Origin of the sequence: Streptomyces sp. 3211.6, assembly GCF_003634815.1 — a bacterium.
Lineage (GTDB): Bacteria > Actinomycetota > Actinomycetes > Streptomycetales > Streptomycetaceae > Streptomyces > Streptomyces katrae_A.
Genome location: NZ_RBXC01000001.1, coordinates 3,178,086 through 3,197,763, shown reverse-complemented (window position 1 = coordinate 3,197,763; position 19,678 = coordinate 3,178,086). Strand labels below are relative to the sequence as shown.

The 19,678-nt window shown below is 73.0% G+C and carries 17 protein-coding genes; 9 read left to right on the top strand and 8 right to left on the bottom strand.

Annotation, left to right across the window (positions count from 1 at the left end; translation table 11 throughout):
• Positions 1-33 precede the first annotated feature (33 nt).
• The gene (locus tag BX286_RS14670; protein WP_079427361.1) at positions 34-1,821 is read left to right on the top strand and encodes a DEAD/DEAH box helicase; all 1,788 of its coding nucleotides are present in this window, start codon (positions 34-36) and stop codon (positions 1,819-1,821) included.
• Positions 1,822-1,904: 83 nt separating this feature from the next.
• Here BX286_RS14670 and BX286_RS14665 read toward each other — a convergent pair whose 3' ends face one another.
• Positions 1,905-2,930, bottom strand: coding sequence for a hypothetical protein (locus BX286_RS14665; protein WP_121015124.1), 1,026 nt, complete (start codon positions 2,928-2,930; stop codon positions 1,905-1,907).
• Between the two features lie 374 nt (positions 2,931-3,304).
• Between BX286_RS14665 and BX286_RS14660 the strand changes: the two genes are divergently transcribed.
• On the top strand, positions 3,305-3,946 hold the full coding sequence (locus BX286_RS14660) for an IclR family transcriptional regulator (RefSeq protein WP_007264382.1): 642 nt from the start codon (positions 3,305-3,307) through the stop codon (positions 3,944-3,946).
• Positions 3,947-4,038: 92 nt separating this feature from the next.
• Positions 4,039-4,836, top strand: coding sequence for a S16 family serine protease (locus BX286_RS14655; protein WP_079427357.1), 798 nt, complete (start codon positions 4,039-4,041; stop codon positions 4,834-4,836).
• On the opposite strand, the gene BX286_RS14650 is transcribed toward BX286_RS14655, so the two are convergent.
• From BX286_RS14650 to BX286_RS14635, 4 genes are all read right to left on the bottom strand, one after another.
• Complete coding sequence (locus tag BX286_RS14650; protein WP_100863577.1) at positions 4,766-6,067, bottom strand: MFS transporter; 1,302 nt, start codon at positions 6,065-6,067, stop codon at positions 4,766-4,768. The genes BX286_RS14655 and BX286_RS14650 overlap by 71 nt on opposite strands.
• A complete protein-coding gene (locus tag BX286_RS14645; RefSeq protein WP_100863578.1) occupies positions 6,064-6,291 on the bottom strand; it encodes a hypothetical protein in 228 nt (75 codons plus the stop codon). The genes BX286_RS14650 and BX286_RS14645 overlap by 4 nt, the downstream gene beginning before the upstream one ends.
• 99 nt (positions 6,292-6,390) lie before the next feature.
• Entirely contained in the window at positions 6,391-7,011 is a 621-nt protein-coding gene (locus BX286_RS14640) for a transcriptional regulator (RefSeq protein ID WP_121015122.1), read from the bottom strand.
• Between the two features lie 68 nt (positions 7,012-7,079).
• On the bottom strand, positions 7,080-7,550 hold the full coding sequence (locus tag BX286_RS14635) for an Lrp/AsnC family transcriptional regulator (protein WP_079427349.1): 471 nt from the start codon (positions 7,548-7,550) through the stop codon (positions 7,080-7,082).
• A 129-nt stretch (positions 7,551-7,679) separates the two neighbouring features.
• On the opposite strand from BX286_RS14635, the gene hppD reads away from it, so the two are divergent.
• The gene (gene hppD / locus BX286_RS14630) at positions 7,680-8,825 is read left to right on the top strand and encodes a 4-hydroxyphenylpyruvate dioxygenase (protein ID WP_121015120.1); all 1,146 of its coding nucleotides are present in this window, start codon (positions 7,680-7,682) and stop codon (positions 8,823-8,825) included.
• A gap of 92 nt (positions 8,826-8,917) precedes the next feature.
• Here hppD and BX286_RS14625 read toward each other — a convergent pair whose 3' ends face one another.
• The gene (locus BX286_RS14625; RefSeq protein WP_221265281.1) at positions 8,918-10,453 is read right to left on the bottom strand and encodes a tetratricopeptide repeat protein; all 1,536 of its coding nucleotides are present in this window, start codon (positions 10,451-10,453) and stop codon (positions 8,918-8,920) included.
• Between the two features lie 96 nt (positions 10,454-10,549).
• Between BX286_RS14625 and BX286_RS14620 the strand changes: the two genes are divergently transcribed.
• Entirely contained in the window at positions 10,550-11,980 is a 1,431-nt protein-coding gene (locus tag BX286_RS14620; protein WP_079427346.1) for an FAD-binding oxidoreductase, read from the top strand.
• A gap of 41 nt (positions 11,981-12,021) precedes the next feature.
• On the opposite strand, the gene BX286_RS14615 is transcribed toward BX286_RS14620, so the two are convergent.
• Positions 12,022-12,504: an SsgA family sporulation/cell division regulator gene (locus BX286_RS14615; RefSeq protein ID WP_100863580.1), complete on the bottom strand. Its 483-nt coding sequence runs from the start codon at positions 12,502-12,504 to the stop codon at positions 12,022-12,024.
• 301 nt (positions 12,505-12,805) lie between these two features.
• Between BX286_RS14615 and BX286_RS14610 the strand changes: the two genes are divergently transcribed.
• Both BX286_RS14610 and BX286_RS14605 read left to right on the top strand, forming a co-directional pair.
• On the top strand, positions 12,806-14,824 hold the full coding sequence (locus tag BX286_RS14610) for an RDD family protein (protein WP_121015119.1): 2,019 nt from the start codon (positions 12,806-12,808) through the stop codon (positions 14,822-14,824).
• 408 nt (positions 14,825-15,232) lie between these two features.
• On the top strand, positions 15,233-15,964 hold the full coding sequence (locus tag BX286_RS14605) for an RDD family protein (RefSeq protein WP_121015118.1): 732 nt from the start codon (positions 15,233-15,235) through the stop codon (positions 15,962-15,964).
• Between the two features lie 119 nt (positions 15,965-16,083).
• Here BX286_RS14605 and BX286_RS14600 read toward each other — a convergent pair whose 3' ends face one another.
• Positions 16,084-16,404 (bottom strand): hypothetical protein, encoded by a 321-nt coding sequence (locus tag BX286_RS14600; RefSeq protein ID WP_100863583.1) that lies wholly within the window; start codon positions 16,402-16,404, stop codon positions 16,084-16,086.
• Between the two features lie 477 nt (positions 16,405-16,881).
• On the opposite strand from BX286_RS14600, the gene BX286_RS14595 reads away from it, so the two are divergent.
• Positions 16,882-19,236, top strand: coding sequence for an immune inhibitor A domain-containing protein (locus tag BX286_RS14595; RefSeq protein ID WP_121015117.1), 2,355 nt, complete (start codon positions 16,882-16,884; stop codon positions 19,234-19,236).
• Positions 19,237-19,348: 112 nt separating this feature from the next.
• Positions 19,349-19,651, top strand: a complete 303-nt coding sequence (locus tag BX286_RS14590; protein ID WP_079427334.1) for a hypothetical protein — start codon at positions 19,349-19,351, stop codon at positions 19,649-19,651.
• The last annotated feature ends 27 nt before the right edge of the window (positions 19,652-19,678 follow it).

The window sequence follows — 19,678 nt, the reverse complement described above, 5'->3', positions numbered from 1 at the left end:
TACGACCGCCACCGAGAGCCCGAACCGGAGACCGTGACTACTACCGCCTCCCACCACCTCTCACCCGCCTTCCCCGGCCGCGCGCCGTGGGGTACCGCCAGCAAACTGCGTGCCTGGCAGCAGGGGGCGCTGGACAAGTACATCCAGACCCAGCCCCGTGATTTCCTCGCCGTCGCCACCCCCGGCGCCGGCAAGACCACCTTCGCGCTGACCCTGGCCTCCTGGCTGCTGCACCACCACGTGGTGCAGCAGGTGACCGTGGTCGCGCCGACCGAGCACCTGAAGAAGCAGTGGGCGGAAGCCGCCGCCCGCATAGGCATCCGGCTCGACCCCGAGTACTCGGCCGGGCCGCTCAGCAAGGACTACCACGGCGTCGCCGTCACCTACGCCGGTGTCGGTGTGCGCCCGATGCTGCACCGCAACCGCTGCGAGCAGCGCAAGACCCTGGTGATCCTCGACGAGATCCACCACGCGGGCGACTCGAAGTCCTGGGGCGAGGCCTGCCTGGAGGCCTTCGACCCGGCGACCCGCCGCCTGGCCCTGACCGGAACGCCCTTCCGCTCCGACACCAACCCGATCCCGTTCGTGACGTACGAGGAGGGCAACGACGGCATCCGCCGCTCCTCCGCCGACTACACGTACGGCTACGGCAACGCCCTCGGCGACGGCGTGGTCCGCCCCGTGATCTTCCTGTCCTACAGCGGCAACATGCGCTGGCGCACCAAGGCGGGCGACGAGATCGAGGCGCGCCTGGGCGAGCCGATGACCAAGGACGCCATCTCGCAGGCCTGGCGCACGGCGCTGGACCCGCGCGGCGACTGGATGCCGAACGTGCTGCGCGCCGCCGACCAGCGCCTCACCGAGGTCAGGAAGGCCATCCCGGACGCCGGCGGGCTCGTCATCGCCGCCGACCAGGACGCGGCGCGCGCCTACGCCAAGCTGATCCGGGAGATCACCGGCACCAGGCCGACCGTCGTCCTGTCCGACGACACCGGCGCGTCCAAGAACATCGACACCTTCAGTGCGAGCGACGACCGGTGGATGGTCGCGGTCCGCATGGTGTCCGAGGGCGTCGACGTCCCCCGCCTCGCGGTGGGCGTGTACGCGACGACGATTTCGACGCCGCTGTTCTTCGCGCAGGCCGTCGGCCGCTTCGTGCGATCGCGCAGGCGCGGCGAGACGGCCTCCGTGTTCCTTCCGACGATCCCCTACCTCCTCGGCTTCGCCAGCGAGATGGAGGTCGAGCGCGACCACGTCCTGGACCGGCCGAAGAAGGCGGGCGAGGACGAGGACCCGTACGCCGAGTCCGAGAAGGAGATGGAGGAGGCGAACCGGCAGGAGGACGAGGACACCGGCGAGGACGAGCAGATGTCCTTCGAGGCGCTGGAGTCCGACGCCGTCTTCGACCGGGTGCTGTACGACGGCGCCGAGTTCGGCATGCAGGCCCACCCGGGCAGCGAGGAGGAGCAGGACTACCTCGGTATCCCGGGCCTGCTGGAGCCGGATCAGGTGCAGCTGCTGCTGCAGAAGCGGCAGTCACGGCAGATCGCGCACAGCCGCCGCAAGCCGGACTCGGAGGCCGACCTGCTGGAGCTGCCGGCCGAGCGGCGGCCGGTGGTTTCGCACAAGGAGCTGCTGGAGCTGCGCAAGTCGCTGAACACGATGGTGGGCGCGTACGTCCACCAGAGCGGCAAGCCGCACGGGGTGATCCACACCGAGCTGCGCCGCGTGTGCGGCGGGCCGCCGAGCGCGGAGGCGACGGCGGGGCAGCTGAAGGAGCGGATCAAGAAGGTGCAGGAGTGGGCCACCCGGATGCGGTGAGTCCGGTCCTGTCGTCGTGAACGCGGAACGGGGTCCGTGCGCAGGTGCGCACGGACCCCGTTGCCGTAGGGCGTGGAGCCGGGTCAGTTGGTGACGCGGCGACGACGGCCGGTGCCGGCGACCAGGGCCGCACCCATGGCGAGGGCCACACCGCCGGTGCCGAGCGCCCAGCTGGTGGCGGCGTCCGCACCGGTCTCGGCGAGCTCGCCGCCGGTGTTGGTGCCGGTGCCCGTGCCGGTGCCGGTGTTGTGGTCGACGATCGGCGTGGTGGTGCCGCCGCCGTTCGGCTTGGTGTCGTTACCGCCACCGGTGTTGCCGCCACCGTTGTGGTGGCCGCCGGTGTTGCCGGTGTTGCCACCGGTGTGGTCGCCGGTGTTGCCACCGCCGTTGGTGCTGCCGGAGACGATCTTCGACTCGGCCCAGGCGGTGTCGGAGTAGACGGTCTCGTCCACGTTGCTGCCGCCGGCCACCGCGATGGCGATGTTGCCCTTGGGGGCGTTCGCGTTGAACTTGACGCGGACCTGGAGGCTCAGGGACTTGGCCGGGATCTCGACGTCGTCGGTCAGCAGGGCGACCGGGGTGCCCTCGTCGCTGATGACCTGAACGTCGTGCCAGCCGCCCTGGTAGTAGAGCTGGACGTGGACGTCCTTGGCGCTGAGCTTGTTGGCCTCGTCCGCGACGGCCAGGACGAGCACGTAGCTCTCCTGCGCCTTGCCCTTGGAGTTGTCGACCTTGACGGTGATGTTCGTCCAGTCGCCGCCGGCCTTGAAGGAGGCCGGGACGCCGCCGAGGCCGAGGACCGGGCCGGTGGCCTTGAAGTCCTCGTCCTCGTCCACCGGGGCCGGAGCGGGCTTGGCCGGAGCCGGGGCGGGCTTCTCGGCGGCGGGCTTGGCGTCCTTCGCCGGGGCGGGGGTCTCGACGGCCGGCTTCGCCGTGTCCGCGGCCGGGGCGGCCGGGGTCTCGGCGGCGGCGGAGTCACCCTTGGGGGCGGAGTCCGGCGTGGTGACGGCGGTGTTCTTCGCTTCGTCCGCCATCGCGGGCGTGGCCATGAGGACCGTCGGGCCCACTACCGCTGCGGCGGCGACCACGGCCATGCGCTTGAGGTTCACTGCTGGTTCTCTCCCCTGGTATGTGTCCGGGGCGCGTGTCGCCCGGACCCCCCCAACATCTTTTTGAACACGATCAGAGTAATGGCCATGTAAACCGATTTTCGGTCGGGAGACATTACGAATCGATACAGTCGCGAGGAGGAAAGGGCCGAAACCGGCAGGAGGCGACCGGATTCTGGACGAGGCCTTCCGCTGAGCGGACCCGCTCGCTACTGTCCCCGCATCGAACGCCCCGTGGCAGCGCCGCCGCGGGAGCGCAGCCGGTGCCATGGCCGCTACCGGCGGCCTCTCCGTGCGTCGCCGAGGGACCGGCAGCGCTGAACTCATGAGAGTCACCGCCGTCCACCGACGACACAGAGGGAGAGGCAAGCGACGTGACCGCGGAAACCTCCCAGACTCTCGACCGAGGGCTCAGGGTCCTCAAGCTGCTCGCCGACACCGATCACGGGCTGACCGTGACCGAACTCTCCAACCGGCTCGGCGTCAACCGCACGGTGGTCTACCGCCTGCTCGCCACGCTGGAGCAGCACGCCCTGGTCCGCCGTGACCTCGGCGGACGCGCCCGCGTCGGGCTCGGCGTGCTGCGGCTGGGCCGGCAGGTCCACCCGCTGGTGCGCGAAGCCGCCCTGCCCGCGCTGCGTTCGCTCGCCGAGGACATCGGGGCCACCGCGCACCTGACCCTCGTCGACGGCACGGAGGCGCTCGCCGTGGCCGTCGTCGAACCCACCTGGACGGACTACCACGTCGCCTACCGGGCCGGTTTCCGCCACCCGCTGGACCGCGGCGCGGCCGGGCGGGCCATCCTGGCGGCCCGTCAGGGCTCGCTGATCGAGCCCGGCTACACGCTCACCCACGGCGAACTCGAGGCGGGCGCGAGCGGCGCCGCGGCCCCCCTGGTCGGCATCACCGGGCTGGAGGGCAGCGTCGGGGTCGTCATGCTCGCCGACGCCGTGCCGGAGCGGGTCGGTCCGCGCGTGGTCGACGCGGCCCGCGAGGTCGCCGACGCCCTGCGCTGACCCCCGGCCGGGGCCCGTCCGCCGGGCGCGGCTGCGTGCGCCGCGGCAGCGTGCGGCGCGGGGCGGGCCGGACGGGTCGGTAGATTGGCCGGGTGCTCTCTCGCCTCACACGTCTGCCGCGTCCCACCGCCCTGGCCGTCTGCGCCGCGCCCGTCGTCGCGCTGTTCGCCGTCGCGGCCCTCGCACCGCTGCCCTTCGTGGTGGCCATTCCGGGGCCCACGGCCGACGTGCTGGGCTCCGACCAGGGCAAGCCGGTCATCACCGTCACCGGCGCCCCGGTCCGCGAGACCAAGGGCCAGCTGCGCATGACCACCATCCGCGCCACCGGCCCCTCCTCCACGATGAGGCTGCACGAGCTGGTCGACCACTGGTTCCGGAGCGACCAGGCGGTCATGCCCCGGGAGGCGGTCTATCCCACGGGCGGCAGCGAGAAGCAGATCGAGCAGCACAACCTGGAGGAGATGTCCCAGTCGCAGTCGGCCGCCGAGGCCGCCGCGCTGGGCTACCTCCACAAGGACCCCAAGTCCGTCAAGGTCGGCCTCAACCTCGCCGACGTCGGCGGCCCGAGCGCGGGCCTGCTCTTCACCCTCGGCATCATCGACAAGATCGACGGCGACGGCAGCGGCGGTGACCTCACCGGCGGCCGCAGCATCGCCGGTACGGGAACCATCAGCGCCGACGGGACGGTCGGCGCGGTCGGCGGGGTCGGGCTGAAGACCCAGGCCGCCCGGCGGGACGGGGCCACGGTCTTCCTCGTCCCGAAAGGCGAGTGCTCCGACGCGAAGTCGGAGCTGCCCGAGGGGCTTCGGCTGATCCCCGTCACTTCGCTGACGGATGCGGTGAACGTTCTGCGGGCGCTGAACCGGGGAGAGGGCGTTCCGTCCTGCTGACGACGGACGACGGCTTGGCGTCCATGCCGCGCCAGGCGGGGAAGACGACCGGGGCCAGGGTGGTCAGGAAGTAGACCGCGCCGAAGGCGAGCAGGGCCGTGTGGACGCCGAGGCCGTCCACCAGGAGGCCCGCCGTGAGACCGCCCAGCGGCATGACCAGCTCGCAGCCGGCCGTGGTCACGCCGGAGACCCGGCTGCGCAGTTCCTCGGGCACCGTCTCGAAGACCACCGTCGACAGGATCGGGTTGAGCACGCCCACGCTCAGGCCCGCCAGGGCCATGGTCACCGCGAGGGGGAGCGGGGTGCCGGTCACGGCGGCGACCACGTAGCGGGTGGCGCCGGAGACCAGGAAGGCGCCCGCGAACAGCGCCCGGCGCGGGAAACGCTCGCCCCACGCCCCGTAGAGGAGGGCGCCGAGCAGGGCGAAGCCGCCGAAGAGGGAGATCATCAGGCCGATGGCGGTGGCGCCGCCGAGGTCCTCGCGGCCGTGGACCGGAAGGAGCACGGACGACCAGCCCTGGTCCAGGCCGTTGGTCATCATCACCATGAGGGTGATGCCCAGCAGGAGGCGCGAGCGGGTCAGGAACCGCCAGCCCTCGGCGAGTTCGGTCCGGTAGGCGGCGAACGAGGGCTTCTCCGCGGCCCGTCGGGGTTCGGCGGCCGGGACCCCGCGCAGGAAGGCGGAGACCAGCAGGGCCGACACGGCGTAGCTGGCCGCGTCCATCAGCAGGACGGACTCCGCGCCGAGGACGGCGATCAGCAGGCCGGCGACCGCGGCCCCGATCATCCGGGCGCCGCGCGAGACGGCGTCGTAGAGGCTCGCGGCCCGGGTGACGGTGGTGCCCGCGTGCTCGGCGAGGCTGGGCAGCAGCACGGAGCGGGCGGTCAGGCCCGGGGTGTGCACGAGGCCGCTGAGGGCCATCAGGGCGCACAGCATCCAGAACTCCAGCAGCCCCGCGTAGTGCAGCAGCGGGATCGCGCCGACCGAGACGGCGCAGACGAGGTCGGAGGCGGCGGAGACCCGGCGGCGGCCGATCCGGTCGATGACCGGGCCGCCGACGAGGGCCGCGACGACGACGGGCAGGGTGGCGCAGAAGGCGACGATCCCCGCCCGCCCGGCGCTGCCCGTGGTCTGGAGCACGAACCACGGGACGCCGATCATGGTGAGTGAACTGCCGGCTATGGAGATCGTGTTGGCGGCCAGGAGGGCCGCGAGGGGCCGCCGGCTCATGCGGCGTGCTGCCGGATGCGGGTGTGGAGGTGCTCGGGCTGCATCAGGCGGATCCCCGCGGACACCAGGGCCTCGCCGAGCCGGTTGCGCAGGGCGGCGGGCGCGGCGGGCGCGGTGGTCGGGTCCGGCGGGGCGGCTTCGTGGGCGAGGCGCCAGGCGGCGGCCTCGGCGGCGAGTTCGGCGGTGCGGGCGGCGTGGATCCGGGTGTGCGTGAAGGCGTGCATGGCAGGACTCCTTCTGAGCGGGCGCGGAAAAACGGGCGCGGAAAGGGGTGGGAAGGGGGTGGGGAAGGGGCGGGAGGGTGGGGCGGGCCGGGCGGGGTGCTACGCGGTGCCGTGGCGCGGGAAGGCGTGCGTGTGGAAGCGGACCGTCTCGGTGTTCTCGGCCTGCGGCAGGTCGCGGTAGCTGTTCACCAGGTCGTGGACCTTGTGGATCAGTTCGGTGGCCTGGGCGGGCGTCAGCCGCAGGGTGAAGTCGCTCATGTCCGTGGCCGCCCGCCACTCCCTCGGCCAGTTGTGGGAGTCGCCGAGCCAGGTGCTGAGCTCCTGGGTGTGGATGGTGGCGAGCTCGTGGAGGAAGGCGTCGGCGGCGCCGCGCGTCTGCGGGTCGGCCTCGTCGTACATCAGCGTCTCGTCGAAGGCCGTGCCCTGGTGGACCGCCTGCCACCAGCGCTCGCGGCCCTTGCCGTGCCCGGGGGCGTCCTCGACGAAGCCGTGCGCGGCGAGCTGGCGCAGGTGGTAGCTGGTGGCGCCGCTGGACTCGCCGAGCCGCTCTGCCAACTGGGAGGCGGTGGCGGGCCCTTCGTGGCGCAGGGCGGCCAGCATGCGCATGCGCAGGGGGTGGGCGAGGCCGCGCAGGGAGCGGGCGTCGAGCGTCCGGACGGCGGGCCGCTCGGGAGTGGGAGCGGCCGGCTGCCGCGGGTTCTCGGCGTTCGTTTCGGGCATGGCTCAACCGTAGGGCTTGCAAAGGGTTCTATGCAAGGGTTTCTTTGCAAGCTTTTCTTTGGAACTCCTCAGTGGTCCTCGGCCGCCTGCTCCACCAGCGGGATGATGCGCAGCGGGACCGGGTTCTCCATCACGATCGCCGTGGACGCCCGCACGATCCCCTCGAAGCCCACCACCCGGTCGATGACCCGCTGGAGGTCGGCGTTGGACCGCGCCACCAGCCGGCACAGCATGTCCCCGTGCCCGGTGGTCGTGTGCAGCTCCAGCACCTCCGGCACCCCGGCCAGGTGGGCCCGTACGTCCGCGCCCTGCCCCTGCTTGATCTCCAGCGTGGCGAAGGCCGTGACCGGATATCCCAGGGCCGCCGGGTCCACCTGGGGCCCGAAGCCGCGGATGACCCCGTTCGCCTGGAGCCGGTCCAGCCGCGCCTGCACCGTGCCCCGCGCCACCCCCAGCCGCCGGGAGGCCTCCAGGACGCCGATCCGGGGTTCACGCGCCAGCAGCACGATCAACCGTCCGTCGAGCTCGTCGATAGCCATGGAAACCTTCCCTCGATCGGCTGGTCATACTGCACAGATCTCTCAGCCATCCTCGGGTTCTGCTGGGCAATCTGTACAGCAGAAATGGAAACTATTGCGCAGCTTGTGGAACGGCGGGACGCTGCGCACATGACTGAGACCCTGGACACCACCCCGCAGACCGCGCGTGAGGCAGACCCCTTCCCGGTGAAGGGCATGGACGCGGTCGTCTTCGCCGTGGGCAACGCCAAACAGGCCGCGCACTACTACTCGACCGCCTTCGGCATGAAGCTCGTCGCCTACTCCGGACCGGAGAACGGCAGCCGCGAGACCGCCAGCTACGTCCTGACCAACGGCTCCGCGCGCTTCGTCCTGACCTCGGTCATCAAGGCGGCCACGGACCACGGCCGTTTCATCGCCGAGCACGTCGCCGAGCACGGCGACGGCGTCATCGACCTCGCCATCGAGGTCCCGGACGTCCGCGCCGCCTACGCGTACGCCGTCGAGCAGGGCGCCCGCGGGCTCGACGAGCCGTACGAGGTCAAGGACGAGCACGGCACGGTCGTCCTCGCCGCGATCGCGACGTACGGCCAGACCCGCCACACCCTCGTCGAGCGCGTCGACTACACCGGCCCCTACCTGCCGGGCTACGTGGCCGTCGCCCCGCTGGTCGAGCCGCCGGCCAAGCGGACCTTCCAGGCGATCGACCACTGCGTCGGCAACGTCGAGCTCGGCCGGATGAACGAGTGGGTCTCGTTCTACAACAAGGTCATGGGCTTCACGAACATGAAGGAGTTCGTCGGCGACGACATCGCCACCGAGTACTCGGCGCTGATGTCGAAGGTCGTCGCGGACGGCACCAAGAAGGTCAAGTTCCCGATCAACGAGCCGGCGATCGCGAAGAAGAAGTCGCAGATCGACGAGTACCTCGAGTTCTACAACGGGCCGGGCGTGCAGCACATCGCGCTGGCGTCGAACGACATCGTCGCCACCGTGCGCACCATGCGCGCGGCGGGCGTGGAGTTCCTGTCCGTCCCGGACGCGTACTACGACACGCTGGGCGAGTGGGTCGGCGACACGCGCGTGCCGATCGACGAGCTGCGCGAACTGAAGATCCTCGCGGACCGCGACGAGGACGGCTACCTGCTGCAGATCTTCACGAAGCCGGTGCAGGACCGGCCGACCGTGTTCTTCGAGATCATCGAGCGGCACGGGTCGATGGGCTTCGGCAAGGGCAACTTCAAGGCGCTGTTCGAGGCCATCGAGCGGGAGCAGGAGCTCCGGGGCAACCTGTAGTCCACCCGGCCCCGCCACGGTTCCCGGGGGCCCCGCCCCCGGGAACCGAAGGGCGGGGAGGGGCCCCGGCCCCGCGCGGCGGGAGTCGGGGCTCAGGTGCCGGACGGGCCGGGCTTCGGCTTCGCCGGGGCCGGCTTCGCGGGCTTCGGGGGCTGCGCCGCAGGCTTCGGCCTGGGTCGTGGCTTCGGCAGCTCCGGCGCCACCCACGGCGTGCGCGGCTGCATGTTCTCCGGCCCGCCCGGCGCCGGCTGCCCCACCGCCGCCAGGGCCTCCTTCGCCAGCGGCCCCCGCACCGGCGAGAAGTCCGGGTTGGTCCGCGCCACCTCCTGAAGGTGCCGCCGCGCCGCCGCCTCGTCCCCGAGGCCCTGCTCGATCACCGCCCGGTGGTAGGCGAACTCCGCGCTCCGCAGCCCGGGCTCCGTCGCCTTCTTCGCGTACTCCAGCGCCTGCGCATCGTCCCCGGCCCGGTGCAGCGCCCACCCCAGCGCGTCCGCCACCTGCACGCTCTTGTGACGCTCCCACTCCGCCGACAGCCGGCGCACCGCCACCGCCGGATCCCCGTGGTCCGCCTCGAACAGGCCCAGGACCACCTCCTGGTCCACCCCGTCCGCAGCCCCCCGCGCCGCCAGCACGGACACCGCCTCGTACTGCGCCCGCGCCTCCTGCGGCCGCCCCAGCGAGTCCAGCAGCTCGCCCAGCTCCAGCGCCAGCCGAGGCAGCGGCGTACGCCCCAGCACCATCCGGTAGTCGCGCACCGCCTCTCCGCTCCGCCCCAGCGCCGCCAGCGCCCGCGCCCGGCCGCCCAGGGCCTCCGCCTGCGCCGGGTCCGTGCGCTGCGCCGCCTCGTACTGGCGCAACGCCTCGGCCGCGTCGCCCCGTTCCCAGGCCAGCTCCCCCAGCCGGAACAGCACGTACGCCTTCTCCGCCGGGGACTTCGCCGCACCCCCCGCCGCCTCCAGCGCCACCACCGCGTCCTCGCGCCAGCCCCGGTCCCGGTACACCTGGGCCGCCCTCAGGTCCGCGGCCAGGCCCGGACGCAGCTCCTGCAGCTGCTCCATCGCCTTCTGGGCGCCCTTGTAGTCGCCCAGGCCCGTGTACGCGTCCACCAGCACCGGGTACGCCGTCCAGCGCCGCGACGCCTGCGCCCGTACCAGCTCGCCCCACTTGCGGGCCGTCACGAAGTCCCCGCGGGCGCCCGCCAGCGCGCCCATGCCCGTCATCGCGTCGAAGTTGCCCTTCTCCGCGGGCCGGACCTCCAGGGACCGCTTCAGGGCCCGTTCCGCCTTCGGGAACCAGCCGGAATCGGCCGTCCGCCGGGCCTGTTCCAGGTACGCCGAACCGAGCACCGCCCACGAAGCGTCGTCGTCCGGATGCCCGGCGAGCCACTTCTCCCGGTCCGCCACCAGCGCCGTCAGGTCCACCGCCGCCGCCGGGGCGCCCCGGCCCACCGCCGACGCGGCCCGCTCGCCCGGCCCCGGCGGACGCGCGTCGTCGCCCGAGCGGGCGGGGCGGATCAGCAGGGTCGCGGCGATCAGGACCACCGTCACCGCGGCCGCCACCACCGTCTTGCGGCCGGTGAAGGTCACGGGCGGCGCGGGCTGCGGAGAATGCTCGTCGAAACCGTCCATGCGCTCACTGTGCGTCAATATGAAGAGACCGCCCGGGTGTCCGAAGCCCGTCGCAGCCGTGTTCACACCGATGGCCCCGACTGCCACTGTGGCCCCATGGACGACGATCTCGCCTCCCCGCTCCCCGGTCTCCTCGCAAGGCTGCGCGAAGGGCTCCCGCCCGAGGCGCTGCTGACGGACCCACAGGTGACCGCCTCGTACGCCACCGACATGGCGAGCTTCTGCCCCGCCGGCACGCCCGCCGTCGTCGTCCTCCCGCGGACCGTGGAGCAGGTCCGGCACGTGATGCGCACCGCGACCGCCCTACGCGTCCCCGTGGTCCCCCAGGGCGCCCGTACGGGCCTGTCCGGGGCCGCCAACGCCTCCGACGGCTGCATCGTGCTCTCCCTGGTGAAGATGGACCGGATCCTGGAGGTCTCCGCCGTCGACCGGATCGCCGTCGTCGAGCCGGGCGTGGTCAACGCGGTCCTCTCCCGGGCCGTCGCCGAACAGGGCCTGTACTACCCGCCCGACCCCTCCAGCTGGGAGCAGTGCACGATCGGCGGCAACATCGGCACGGCCTCGGGCGGACTGTGCTGCGTCAAGTACGGGGTCACCGCCGAGTACGTGCTCGGGCTGGACGTGGTGCTCGCGGACGGGCGGCTGCTGCGCACGGGGCGGCGCACCGCCAAGGGCGTCGCCGGATATGACCTGACCCGGCTCTTCGTGGGCTCCGAAGGCACCCTGGGCGTGGTCGTGGGGGCCGTCCTGGCGCTGCGGCCGGCGCCGCCCCGGCAACTGGTGCTCGCCGCCGAGTTCCCGTCCGTCGCGGCTGCCTGCGAGGCCGTCTGCGCCGTCATGGAGGCGGGCCTGGCGCCCTCGCTGCTGGAGCTGATGGACCGGACGACCGTCCGCGCCGTCAACGCCCTCGGCCGTGGGAGCCGCCCCCGTTCGAGCGGAGCCGAGAGCCCGGGGGAGGGCCTGCCCGACAGCACGGAGGCGCTGCTGCTGGCCGCCTTCGACACCCCGGACGCGCCCGCCGGCCTCGCCGCCGTCGGCGCGCTGTGCGAGGCCGCCGGCGCGAGTGCCGTCGTACCCGCCGAGGACGAGGCGGAGTCGCGGCTGCTGCTCCAGGCCCGCCGGACGGCCCTGACCGCCCTGGAGGCGCTGCGGCCCGCGACGATGATCGACGACGTGTGCGTGCCGCGGTCGCGGCTCGCCGAGATGCTGGACGGGACCGCCGCCATCGCCCGGGCCCAGGGCCTGCTCATCGGCGTCTGCGCGCACGCGGGCGACGGGAACACCCACCCGGTCGTCTGCTTCGACCCCGCGGACGAGGACGAGGCGCGGCGGGCCCGGGAGTCCTTCGACGAGATCATGGCCCTCGGGCTGGCCCTGGGCGGGACCATCACCGGGGAGCACGGGGTCGGGGTGCTGAAGAAGGAGTGGCTGTCGCGCGAACTCGGCCCGGTCGGGCTGGAGATGCAGCGCGCCGTCAAGCAGGCCTTCGACCCGCTCGGGCTGCTCAACCCCGGCAAGCTGTTCTGACACGCCGTCCGGGGCGGTGCCCCTGTTGCCGCCGGCGTCCCTCACAGGTCACCGTCCGCGGACTCCTCGGAGGGCCACGGGTCGCGCAGCCACAGCTCGTCGGCCGGGGTCGGGGTGAGCAGCTCGGCCAGCGCCTCGTCCAGGCAGAGCCGTTCCGCCTCGGTCCCGGGCGGCACCACGCGCAGGGTGCGCTCCAGCCAGGCCGACACCGCGCCCGCCGGGGCCTCCAGGAGGGCGTCGCCGTCGGGGGAGCTGAGCGCCATGCACAGCACCGACTCACTGCCGATCTTCGTGGGCCAGATCCGGACGTCCCCCTGGCCGCAGGGGCGGAACACCCCCTCGACGAGCAGTTCCCGGGCGAAGGTCCAGTTCACCGGGGCGCTGGTGCCGGTGTGGAAGGTGATGTGCACGGCGTAGGGGTCGTCGGTCAGGTAGAGCAGCTTCGCGGGGACGCGGATGCTGCGCTCGGGGGACAGGATCAGCCTGAGCTCCAGCTCGCGCTCGATGACGGGGTGGTGGTGCACGGCGGCCTCACTTCGGTGCGTCGGTTGCGGACGTGGGGCGCGGATCGCCCCACGTGGGGAGAGAGCGCCGATGTGCCCGGGTATGACGCGACTTCCGGCACCGGTTTCGAGGTTGGCCGGAATCTGTCGGATGACCGAAATCGGTGGGGTGGGGTGACGGTCGGACCGGGGGCGGGACGAGGTTCGCTCAAAGGCTTGGAATCTGCCGTTACCGGACCTGTCGGGAAGGGGTTCTTGGCTATGGTCCTCCCCTTGGGTCCTCCCCTGCACAAGCCTTGAGCCACGATCGGAGTTGGGGACATTGACGGCCTCCCCTGGTGACGGCGAGCACGCGGCCCGCGAGGGCTACTACCCCGATCCGTCCATCCCCGGGTACGTCCGGTACTGGAACGGCGCCGCCTGGGTCCCGGGGACGAGCCGTCCCGCCCCCGCGCCCGCCCCGGTGGAGGAGACGGGGCCGGTGTTCCTCGACGAGACCCCCGAGACCGGGGCCCTGCCGGACCCCCGCCCCGGCCCGGCGGCACGGGACCACGCGGCGGCGACGGCCTGGCGGGGGGAACCGGAACGGGAACGGGAACGGGAGGCGGAGGGCAGGCGGCCGGAACGGGAGGCCGGGGGCTGGCCGGCGGAACGGGAGGCCGGGGGCTGGCAGGCGGACCCCGCGCACCAGGCGGGGTTCGGCGGGCCGCGCGACGTCCGGGTGTCCTGGGGCGGCCCGGACCTCGCGGAGCCCGAGGACGTCCGGCCCGGCGGGATCTCCCTGGCCCGCCCCGCGGCCGCCGCCCCCGCCGCACGGCGGCTGCCCGCGCAGGCCGCCGCCGAGAGCGTGGGCATCCTCTCGGCGCGCCCGCCGGCCTGGCCGGACGCCCCGGCGACGGGCGTCTCGGGCCTCACCTCGAGCTGGCCGGAGGCCACGGCCACCGCCCCCGCCCCACCGGCCCCCGGCGGGGGCGCGGCGTGGTCGGCGGCTGCGGGGTCGGAGGCGGAGGGGGAGCCCGGCCGGGGATGGGCCGGGGCCCCGGGTTCGCGTTCGGGCGGGGGTTCCGTTCGTCCGGCGGGGTTCCGGGAGGAGGGGGAGCCCGGCCCGGAGGGTGCCCTGGGCCCGGGCGGGTGGTCAGCCCAGGCGTCGGCCCCGTCGGCATCGGATTCCGCTCGGGTGGCGGGTCCCGCGGGCGGGGAAGGGGAGCCCGCCTGGGGGTCGGCCGGGGTTCCGGCGGACGGCGTGCGGGCGGCCGGTGTGGCTGCGGGGGATTCGGCCCGGGCGTGGTCCGGGAACCCGGACGCGGAAGGGGAGCCCGGCCGGGTGTGGGCCGGGGGGCCGGCGGACGGCGTGCGGGTGACCGGTGTGCCCTCCGGGGGTACGGCCCGGGCGTGGTCCCGGAAGCCGGGCGCGGAAGGGGAGCCCGCCCGGGGGTCGGCCGGGGTTCCGGCGGAGGGCGTGCGGGCGGCCGGTGTGGCTGCGGGGGGTTCGGCCCGGGCCGGGTCCCGGGACGCGGGCCCGGAGGGGGAACCCGCCCAGGGGTGGGCCGGGGCCCCGGGGTCGGCTTCGGCTTCGGCGGATGCGGCACGGGCGTGGTCCGGGGGCGCAGGCATGGCGGGGGAGTCAGACGGAAGGTGGTCCCCGGCCCCGGGAGAGGCCCCGGCGGGGAGCTCCGCCCGCGCGGCGCACGGGCGGGCCGATGCTCCGGCGGGCTCCCGCCCGGGTGCGTACCCCGGCCCCGCCGCCAGGCGGCCGGAGGGGACCGCTGCGGCACCCGCCGCGGACCGGGCGGCCGCGCACGCCCCCTCGTCGGCCCCCGCCCCGGTGCCGGACGAGGACGCGCGGGCCGTCTTCGAGCGGATGGCGGAGCGGGCCGTGCGGCCCGCCGGGCTGGTGCGGAGGGGGCTGGCGCGGCTCCTGGACTCGCTCGTGCTCGCGGGGGTGGCCGTCGCCGCCGCGGTGCCCCTCGTACCCGGGGTGACGGCCCATCTCCAGGCCAAGGTCGACGCCGCCCGGGCCAGCGGCCGCAGCACCACCGTGTGGCTGCTCGACGCCACCACGGCCGGCGGGCTGGGCCTCGTACTGGGTGCCGTCCTGCTGTTCGGAGTGCTCTACGAGGTCCTGCCCACCGCCCGCTGGGGCCGTACGCCGGGCAAGAAGCTGTGCGGGGTGCGGGTGCTGGGCACCGCCACCCTGCGCCCGCCCGGCTTCGGCGCGGCCCTGCTCCGCTGGCTCGTGTACGCGCTGCTGGGGCTGCCGGGCAGCCTGTGGTGCCTGGTCGACCGCCCGCGCCGACGGGCCTGGCACGACAGGGCGGCCCGCACGTTCGTGACCCGCTGAAGACCCGGGCGGCAGGACCGGCCCACGGCGTCCCTCGCAGCCCGTCGCGGACGAACGGGCACGCCCCTGCCTCCCACCCGGAAGCGGGCCCACCGATGGCGGCCCGTGCGGCGCGTGGCCCGGCCGGGCCCGGCCCGGCCGGGCAGAGGGGTCCGGGGCCGGAGAACCCTGTCCCCGGCGGCTACGGCCCCAGACCTACCCCCCAGCGGCCGCTGGGGAGTGGGGCGCACCGGCCGCGCAGGGACCGGTCCAGGGGGCAGGGGGTGGCGCTCCTGGCAGCGGCCGAAGTGGGTTTCCCCCCGGGCAGAGTCCGGGGGAGGGGCGGGGAGCTCGCCCCGGGCGGGGGCCACTCCCCCGGACGGGCGCCGTTGCGTTGCGGGTGGGGCGGGGGCGGGTTCGACTCGGGCCATGAGTACCGACCAGCCGCCGCCGGGCGGGCAGCCCGAGGACGACCCGTTCCTCAAGAAGCCGCAGGAACCGACGCCTCCGCCGGGTGACCCGCCCTACGGCTCACCGCCTCCGGGCGCCGGCGGCCAGCCGCCCCCGCCGCCCGGCGGGGGGTCTCCGCCCCCGGCCGGCGGTCCGGTCGGCGGTCCGCCCGGCGGGGGATACCCGCCGCCCTCGCCCCCGCCCCCGTACGGCTACGGCATGCCCGACCCGCTCGCCGGCATGCCCCCGCTGGCGGACACCGGCAAGCGGCTCGTCGCGCGCCTCATCGACCTGGTGGTCGTGTTCGTCCCGCTCTGGCTCATCCTCTTCGCGATCGGTTTCGCCCTTCCGGTGCACACCGACCAGAACGGGGAACTGACCGACTCCGCCTCCAGGTGGGTCACCGGTGCGGCCCTGCTGTGGTGGCTGGTCTACGTCGCCGCGTGGATCGTCTACGACTGGTTCTTCACCCAGAAGAGCGGCCAGACCCTCGGCAAGAAGGCGATGCGGCTGCGGGTCGCCATGCTCAACGACGGCAGCGTGCCCTCGTCCGGCGCCGCCGTCGGCCGGGCGGCCACCCTGTGGGTGCCGGCGTTCCTGTGCTGCGGCCTGTGGTGGGTCGTCGTGGGCATCTCGATCCTCGTCGACCAGCCCTACAAGCAGGGCCTGCACGACAAGGCGGCCAGGACCGTGGTGGTCTCGGTGCCCTGAACCACCTCACTGCCCTGATGTCCTGACACCGCCGCAGGCGCGCGTGGACGGCCGGTCCCACCCGGGGCCGGCCGTCCACGCGCGTGCGCGTACGTGTCCGGGTCCGTGTCCCGGGGGCCTCAGCGGTGAACGGAGTGCTCCGCGGGGGCCGTTCGCGGCTCCGGCACCCGGCCGCCCCCGGCCCCCGCCCCGCCGGGCGCCGCGGCCGACGTGCCCGGCGCGGCCGCGCCCGCCCGGCTGCCCCGTACGGCGGCGTGCCGGCCCCGGCGGCGCGGGAGCGGCACCGTGAGGGCGACCAGCAGCCCGAGGGCCAGCGCGGCGGCGGAGATGACCGCGACCCCGATCCCGGTGCTCGTCTGCGAGAGCAACAGCATGGCGATCGTCGACACGACGACGGTGGCGGAGCCGTAGGCGAGCTGTGCGGCAGTCGGACGCGGCATGACGTGTTCCGTCCTCGGAGGCGGGAGGTGCGTGGGTACGTCGGCTCGGAGTCCCCTCAACGGTCGCGCGCGTCAAGTGACCCATACGACGGGATGCCCGAGGAAGGCCACAAGTAAGCGTGGCCTTACCCACGGGACCGGAGCACGGGGGGCGCACGGGGTCACAAACCGGGTCGCAACCGGACGGGAAGCCGGCATCCGGGGCTCTCTTCGCCCCGGAAGGCCCCGATGACTCCAAACGTCCGAATAGCGGAACTCGCTGACCGCATAGTGCAGTTGTAAGGAAGAAGTCAAGGTCTGTCTTTTCTTTAGACTCTCCGGTCAAATGTCGTCACTTGAGACGCGCGCCGCGCGGAACCCCCCGCTCCAATGGAGACGTTCCGACCAACGCCCGCGGCCGCGGGAGGGGAACGACATCAAGTGACCGGCAACTCCGCAAGGCGTCGCGCGCTGCGCGCCGCCGCAGTTGGCGTGACCATGGCGGCCACCGCCGCCACCGGCGCCATGTTCACCACGGCCCAGGCCAACACCAGTTGGGGCGGCGTACCCGCCTCCGGCAAGCAGGACCCGACCGCTCCTGCCCAGGAGAAGGTCAAGCACGACCTGGAGACCCCGTTCAGCAAGCAGCAGGCGCAGGAGCGCGAGGCTGCCCTTGACCAGGTGCTGGCGGGCAAGAAGCAGGTCGAGCAGCGCGGTGCCTCGAAGGTCGTCAAGCTCGACGACAAGAAGTACGTCGAGCTCGGCCGCGAGAAGACCGACAAGATCTTCACCATCCTCGTCGACTTCGGCGACCAGGTCGACAACACGACCATGTTCGACCCGGACGGCCCGGCCGGCCCGAAGCCGCCGCAGCCCAAGTACGGGGGCACGCCCGGCCCGCTGCACAACCAGATCGCGCAGCCCGACCGCGCGACCAACAACAGCACCGCCTGGCGCAAGGACTTCAGCCGCGACTACTTCCAGGACCTGTACTTCGGTACCGGCCAGGGCAAGAACTCGCTGAAGACCTACTACGAGAAGACCTCCTCGGGCCGCTACTCGGTCGACGGCCAGGTCGCCGACTGGGTCAAGATCCCGTACAACGAGGCCCGTTACGGCTCGAACTACTGCGGCCAGACCAACTGCTCCAACGTGTGGGACGCCGTCCGCGACGGCGTGAACGCGTGGGTGGACGGGCAGAAGAAGGCCGGCAAGACCGACGCCGAGATCAAGGCCACCCTGGCGCAGTACGACCAGTGGGACCGCAACGACTACGACGGCGACGGCAACTTCAACGAGCCCGACGGCTACATCGACCACTTCCAGATCGTCCACGCGGGCGAGGACGAGTCGGCCGGCGGCGGCGTGCAGGGCACCAACGCGCTGTGGGCGCACCGCTGGTACGCGTACGGCACGGACGTCGGCAAGACCGGTCCGGCCAACAACAAGGCCGGCGGCACCCAGATCGGCGACACCGGCATGTGGGTCGGCGACTACACGATGCAGCCGGAGAACGGCGGCCTCGGCGTCTTCGCGCACGAGTACGGCCACGACCTCGGTCTGCCGGACCTCTACGACACCTCCGGTGGCGGCGAGAACTCGGTCGGCTTCTGGTCCCTGATGTCGGCGGGCTCCTGGCTCGGCGAGGGCAAGGACTCCATAGGCGACCTCCCGGGCGACATGACCGCCTGGGACAAGCTCCAGCTGGGCTGGCTGAACTACGACACGGCCAAGGCCGCGACGAAGTCCACGCACAAGCTGGGTGTTTCGGAGTACAACACCAAGGACAAGCAGGCGCTGGTCGTCGAGCTGCCGAAGAAGCAGGTCAAGACCGACATCGTCGCCCCCGCCGAGGGTTCCTCGCAGTGGTGGAGCCAGATGGGTGACGACCTCAAGAACACCCTCACCCGCTCCGTCGACCTGACGGGCAAGAAGGCCGCGGCCCTCTCCCTCAAGGGCTGGTGGGACATCGAGCAGGACTACGACTTCCTGTACACCGAGGTCTCCACGGACGGCGGCGCCACCTGGACCGCCCTGCCCGGCACCGCCGACGGTGCGGCCCTCCCGGCCGACGCCTCCGGCGCCCCCTCGCTGACCGGTGCCTCCGGCGCCTGGAAGTCCCTGAACTTCCCGCTCGACGCCTACGCGGGCAAGAAGATCGACCTCCGCTTCCGCTACCAGACGGACGGCGGCGCGGGCGGCAAGGGCTTCACGGCCGACGCCATCACCCTGACCGCCGACGGCGCGGCCGTGTTCACCGACGGTGCCGAGAACGGCGACAACGGCTGGACCGGCAAGGGCTTCCAGCGGGTCGGCTCGGGCTTCACCAAGGAGTACCCGCAGTACTACATCGCGGAGAACCGCCGCTACGTCTCGTACGACTCCACCCTCAAGGTGGGCCCGTACAACTTCGGCTGGGGCAACTCGAAGCCGAACTGGGTCGAGCACTACCCGTACCAGGACGGCCTGCTGATCTGGCTGTGGGACAAGTCCCAGAAGGACAACAACACGAGCCAGCACCCGGGCTCGGGTCTGATCCTGCCGATCGACGCCAACGCCAAGCCGATGAAGTGGGCCGACGGCACGCTGCTGCGCAACAAGATCCAGCCGTACGACGCCCCGTTCAGCGCCTACTCGACGGACGCGTTCACCCTGCACAAGAACGGCGAGTCGCTCTTCGTCAAGCCGAAGCCGGCCAACCTGGTCTTCGACGACCACAAGGGCAAGTACTACTACGACGAGAACCCGACCGGTTCGGTGAAGGTCGCTGACACCAACACCAAGATCAAGATCGCGAAGGAGACCTACGACGGCCTCCAGATGACGATCGAGGTCGGCCCCTCGGGCAAGTAGTGACCTGAAACCCCAGGTCAAAGCATGATCGGCCGTCGCCCTCTAGCGGGCGGCGGCCGATCGCGTTTAGATGCACGGACGACTGTTCTTATTGACGGGGGAGCTGAGGATCATGCCAGGTGGAGGTTTCGTCAGACTGCCGGGCGGCAGCGTGGTGGTCGCGCTGACGCTGCCGAGGCCGTCCGGCGAGGGCGGAAACGTCCGCGTGCTCGTACACGCCGCGAACCGGGCCCGCGCCCTGACCAGGCTGCGGAACCTCGGCATGCGGGCGGTGTACCTCCGGGGCAACGCCCACCCCCCGACCCCGGACGAGATCACGGCGGTCCTCCACCACCCGGACGGCCTCCTGTGGCGCGGCACCCCGGACGGCACGGCGGAGCTGTGGCACCCGATCCGGGCCCTGCTGGGGCACTAGCGGCCCGGGCCGGCCCCTTGAACCCCC

Bases quoted from the DNA above. Each gene is read 5' to 3' on its own strand.
- BX286_RS14605 (WP_121015118.1), top strand. From the start codon at position 15,233: ATGAGTACCGACCAGCCGCCGCCGGGCGGGCAGCCCGAGGACGACCCG.
- BX286_RS14625 (WP_221265281.1), bottom strand. From the start codon at position 10,453: ATGGACGGTTTCGACGAGCATTCTCCGCAGCCCGCGCCGCCCGTGACC.
- BX286_RS14645 (WP_100863578.1), bottom strand. From the start codon at position 6,291: ATGCACGCCTTCACGCACACCCGGATCCACGCCGCCCGCACCGCCGAA.
- BX286_RS14635 (WP_079427349.1), bottom strand. From the start codon at position 7,550: ATGGCTATCGACGAGCTCGACGGACGGTTGATCGTGCTGCTGGCGCGT.
- BX286_RS14650 (WP_100863577.1), bottom strand. From the start codon at position 6,067: ATGAGCCGGCGGCCCCTCGCGGCCCTCCTGGCCGCCAACACGATCTCC.
- hppD (WP_121015120.1), top strand. From the start codon at position 7,680: ATGACTGAGACCCTGGACACCACCCCGCAGACCGCGCGTGAGGCAGAC.
- BX286_RS14640 (WP_121015122.1), bottom strand. From the start codon at position 7,011: ATGCCCGAAACGAACGCCGAGAACCCGCGGCAGCCGGCCGCTCCCACT.
- BX286_RS14595 (WP_121015117.1), top strand. From the start codon at position 16,882: ATGGCGGCCACCGCCGCCACCGGCGCCATGTTCACCACGGCCCAGGCC.
- BX286_RS14590 (WP_079427334.1), top strand. From the start codon at position 19,349: ATGCCAGGTGGAGGTTTCGTCAGACTGCCGGGCGGCAGCGTGGTGGTC.
- BX286_RS14620 (WP_079427346.1), top strand. From the start codon at position 10,550: ATGGACGACGATCTCGCCTCCCCGCTCCCCGGTCTCCTCGCAAGGCTG.
- BX286_RS14600 (WP_100863583.1), bottom strand. From the start codon at position 16,404: ATGCCGCGTCCGACTGCCGCACAGCTCGCCTACGGCTCCGCCACCGTC.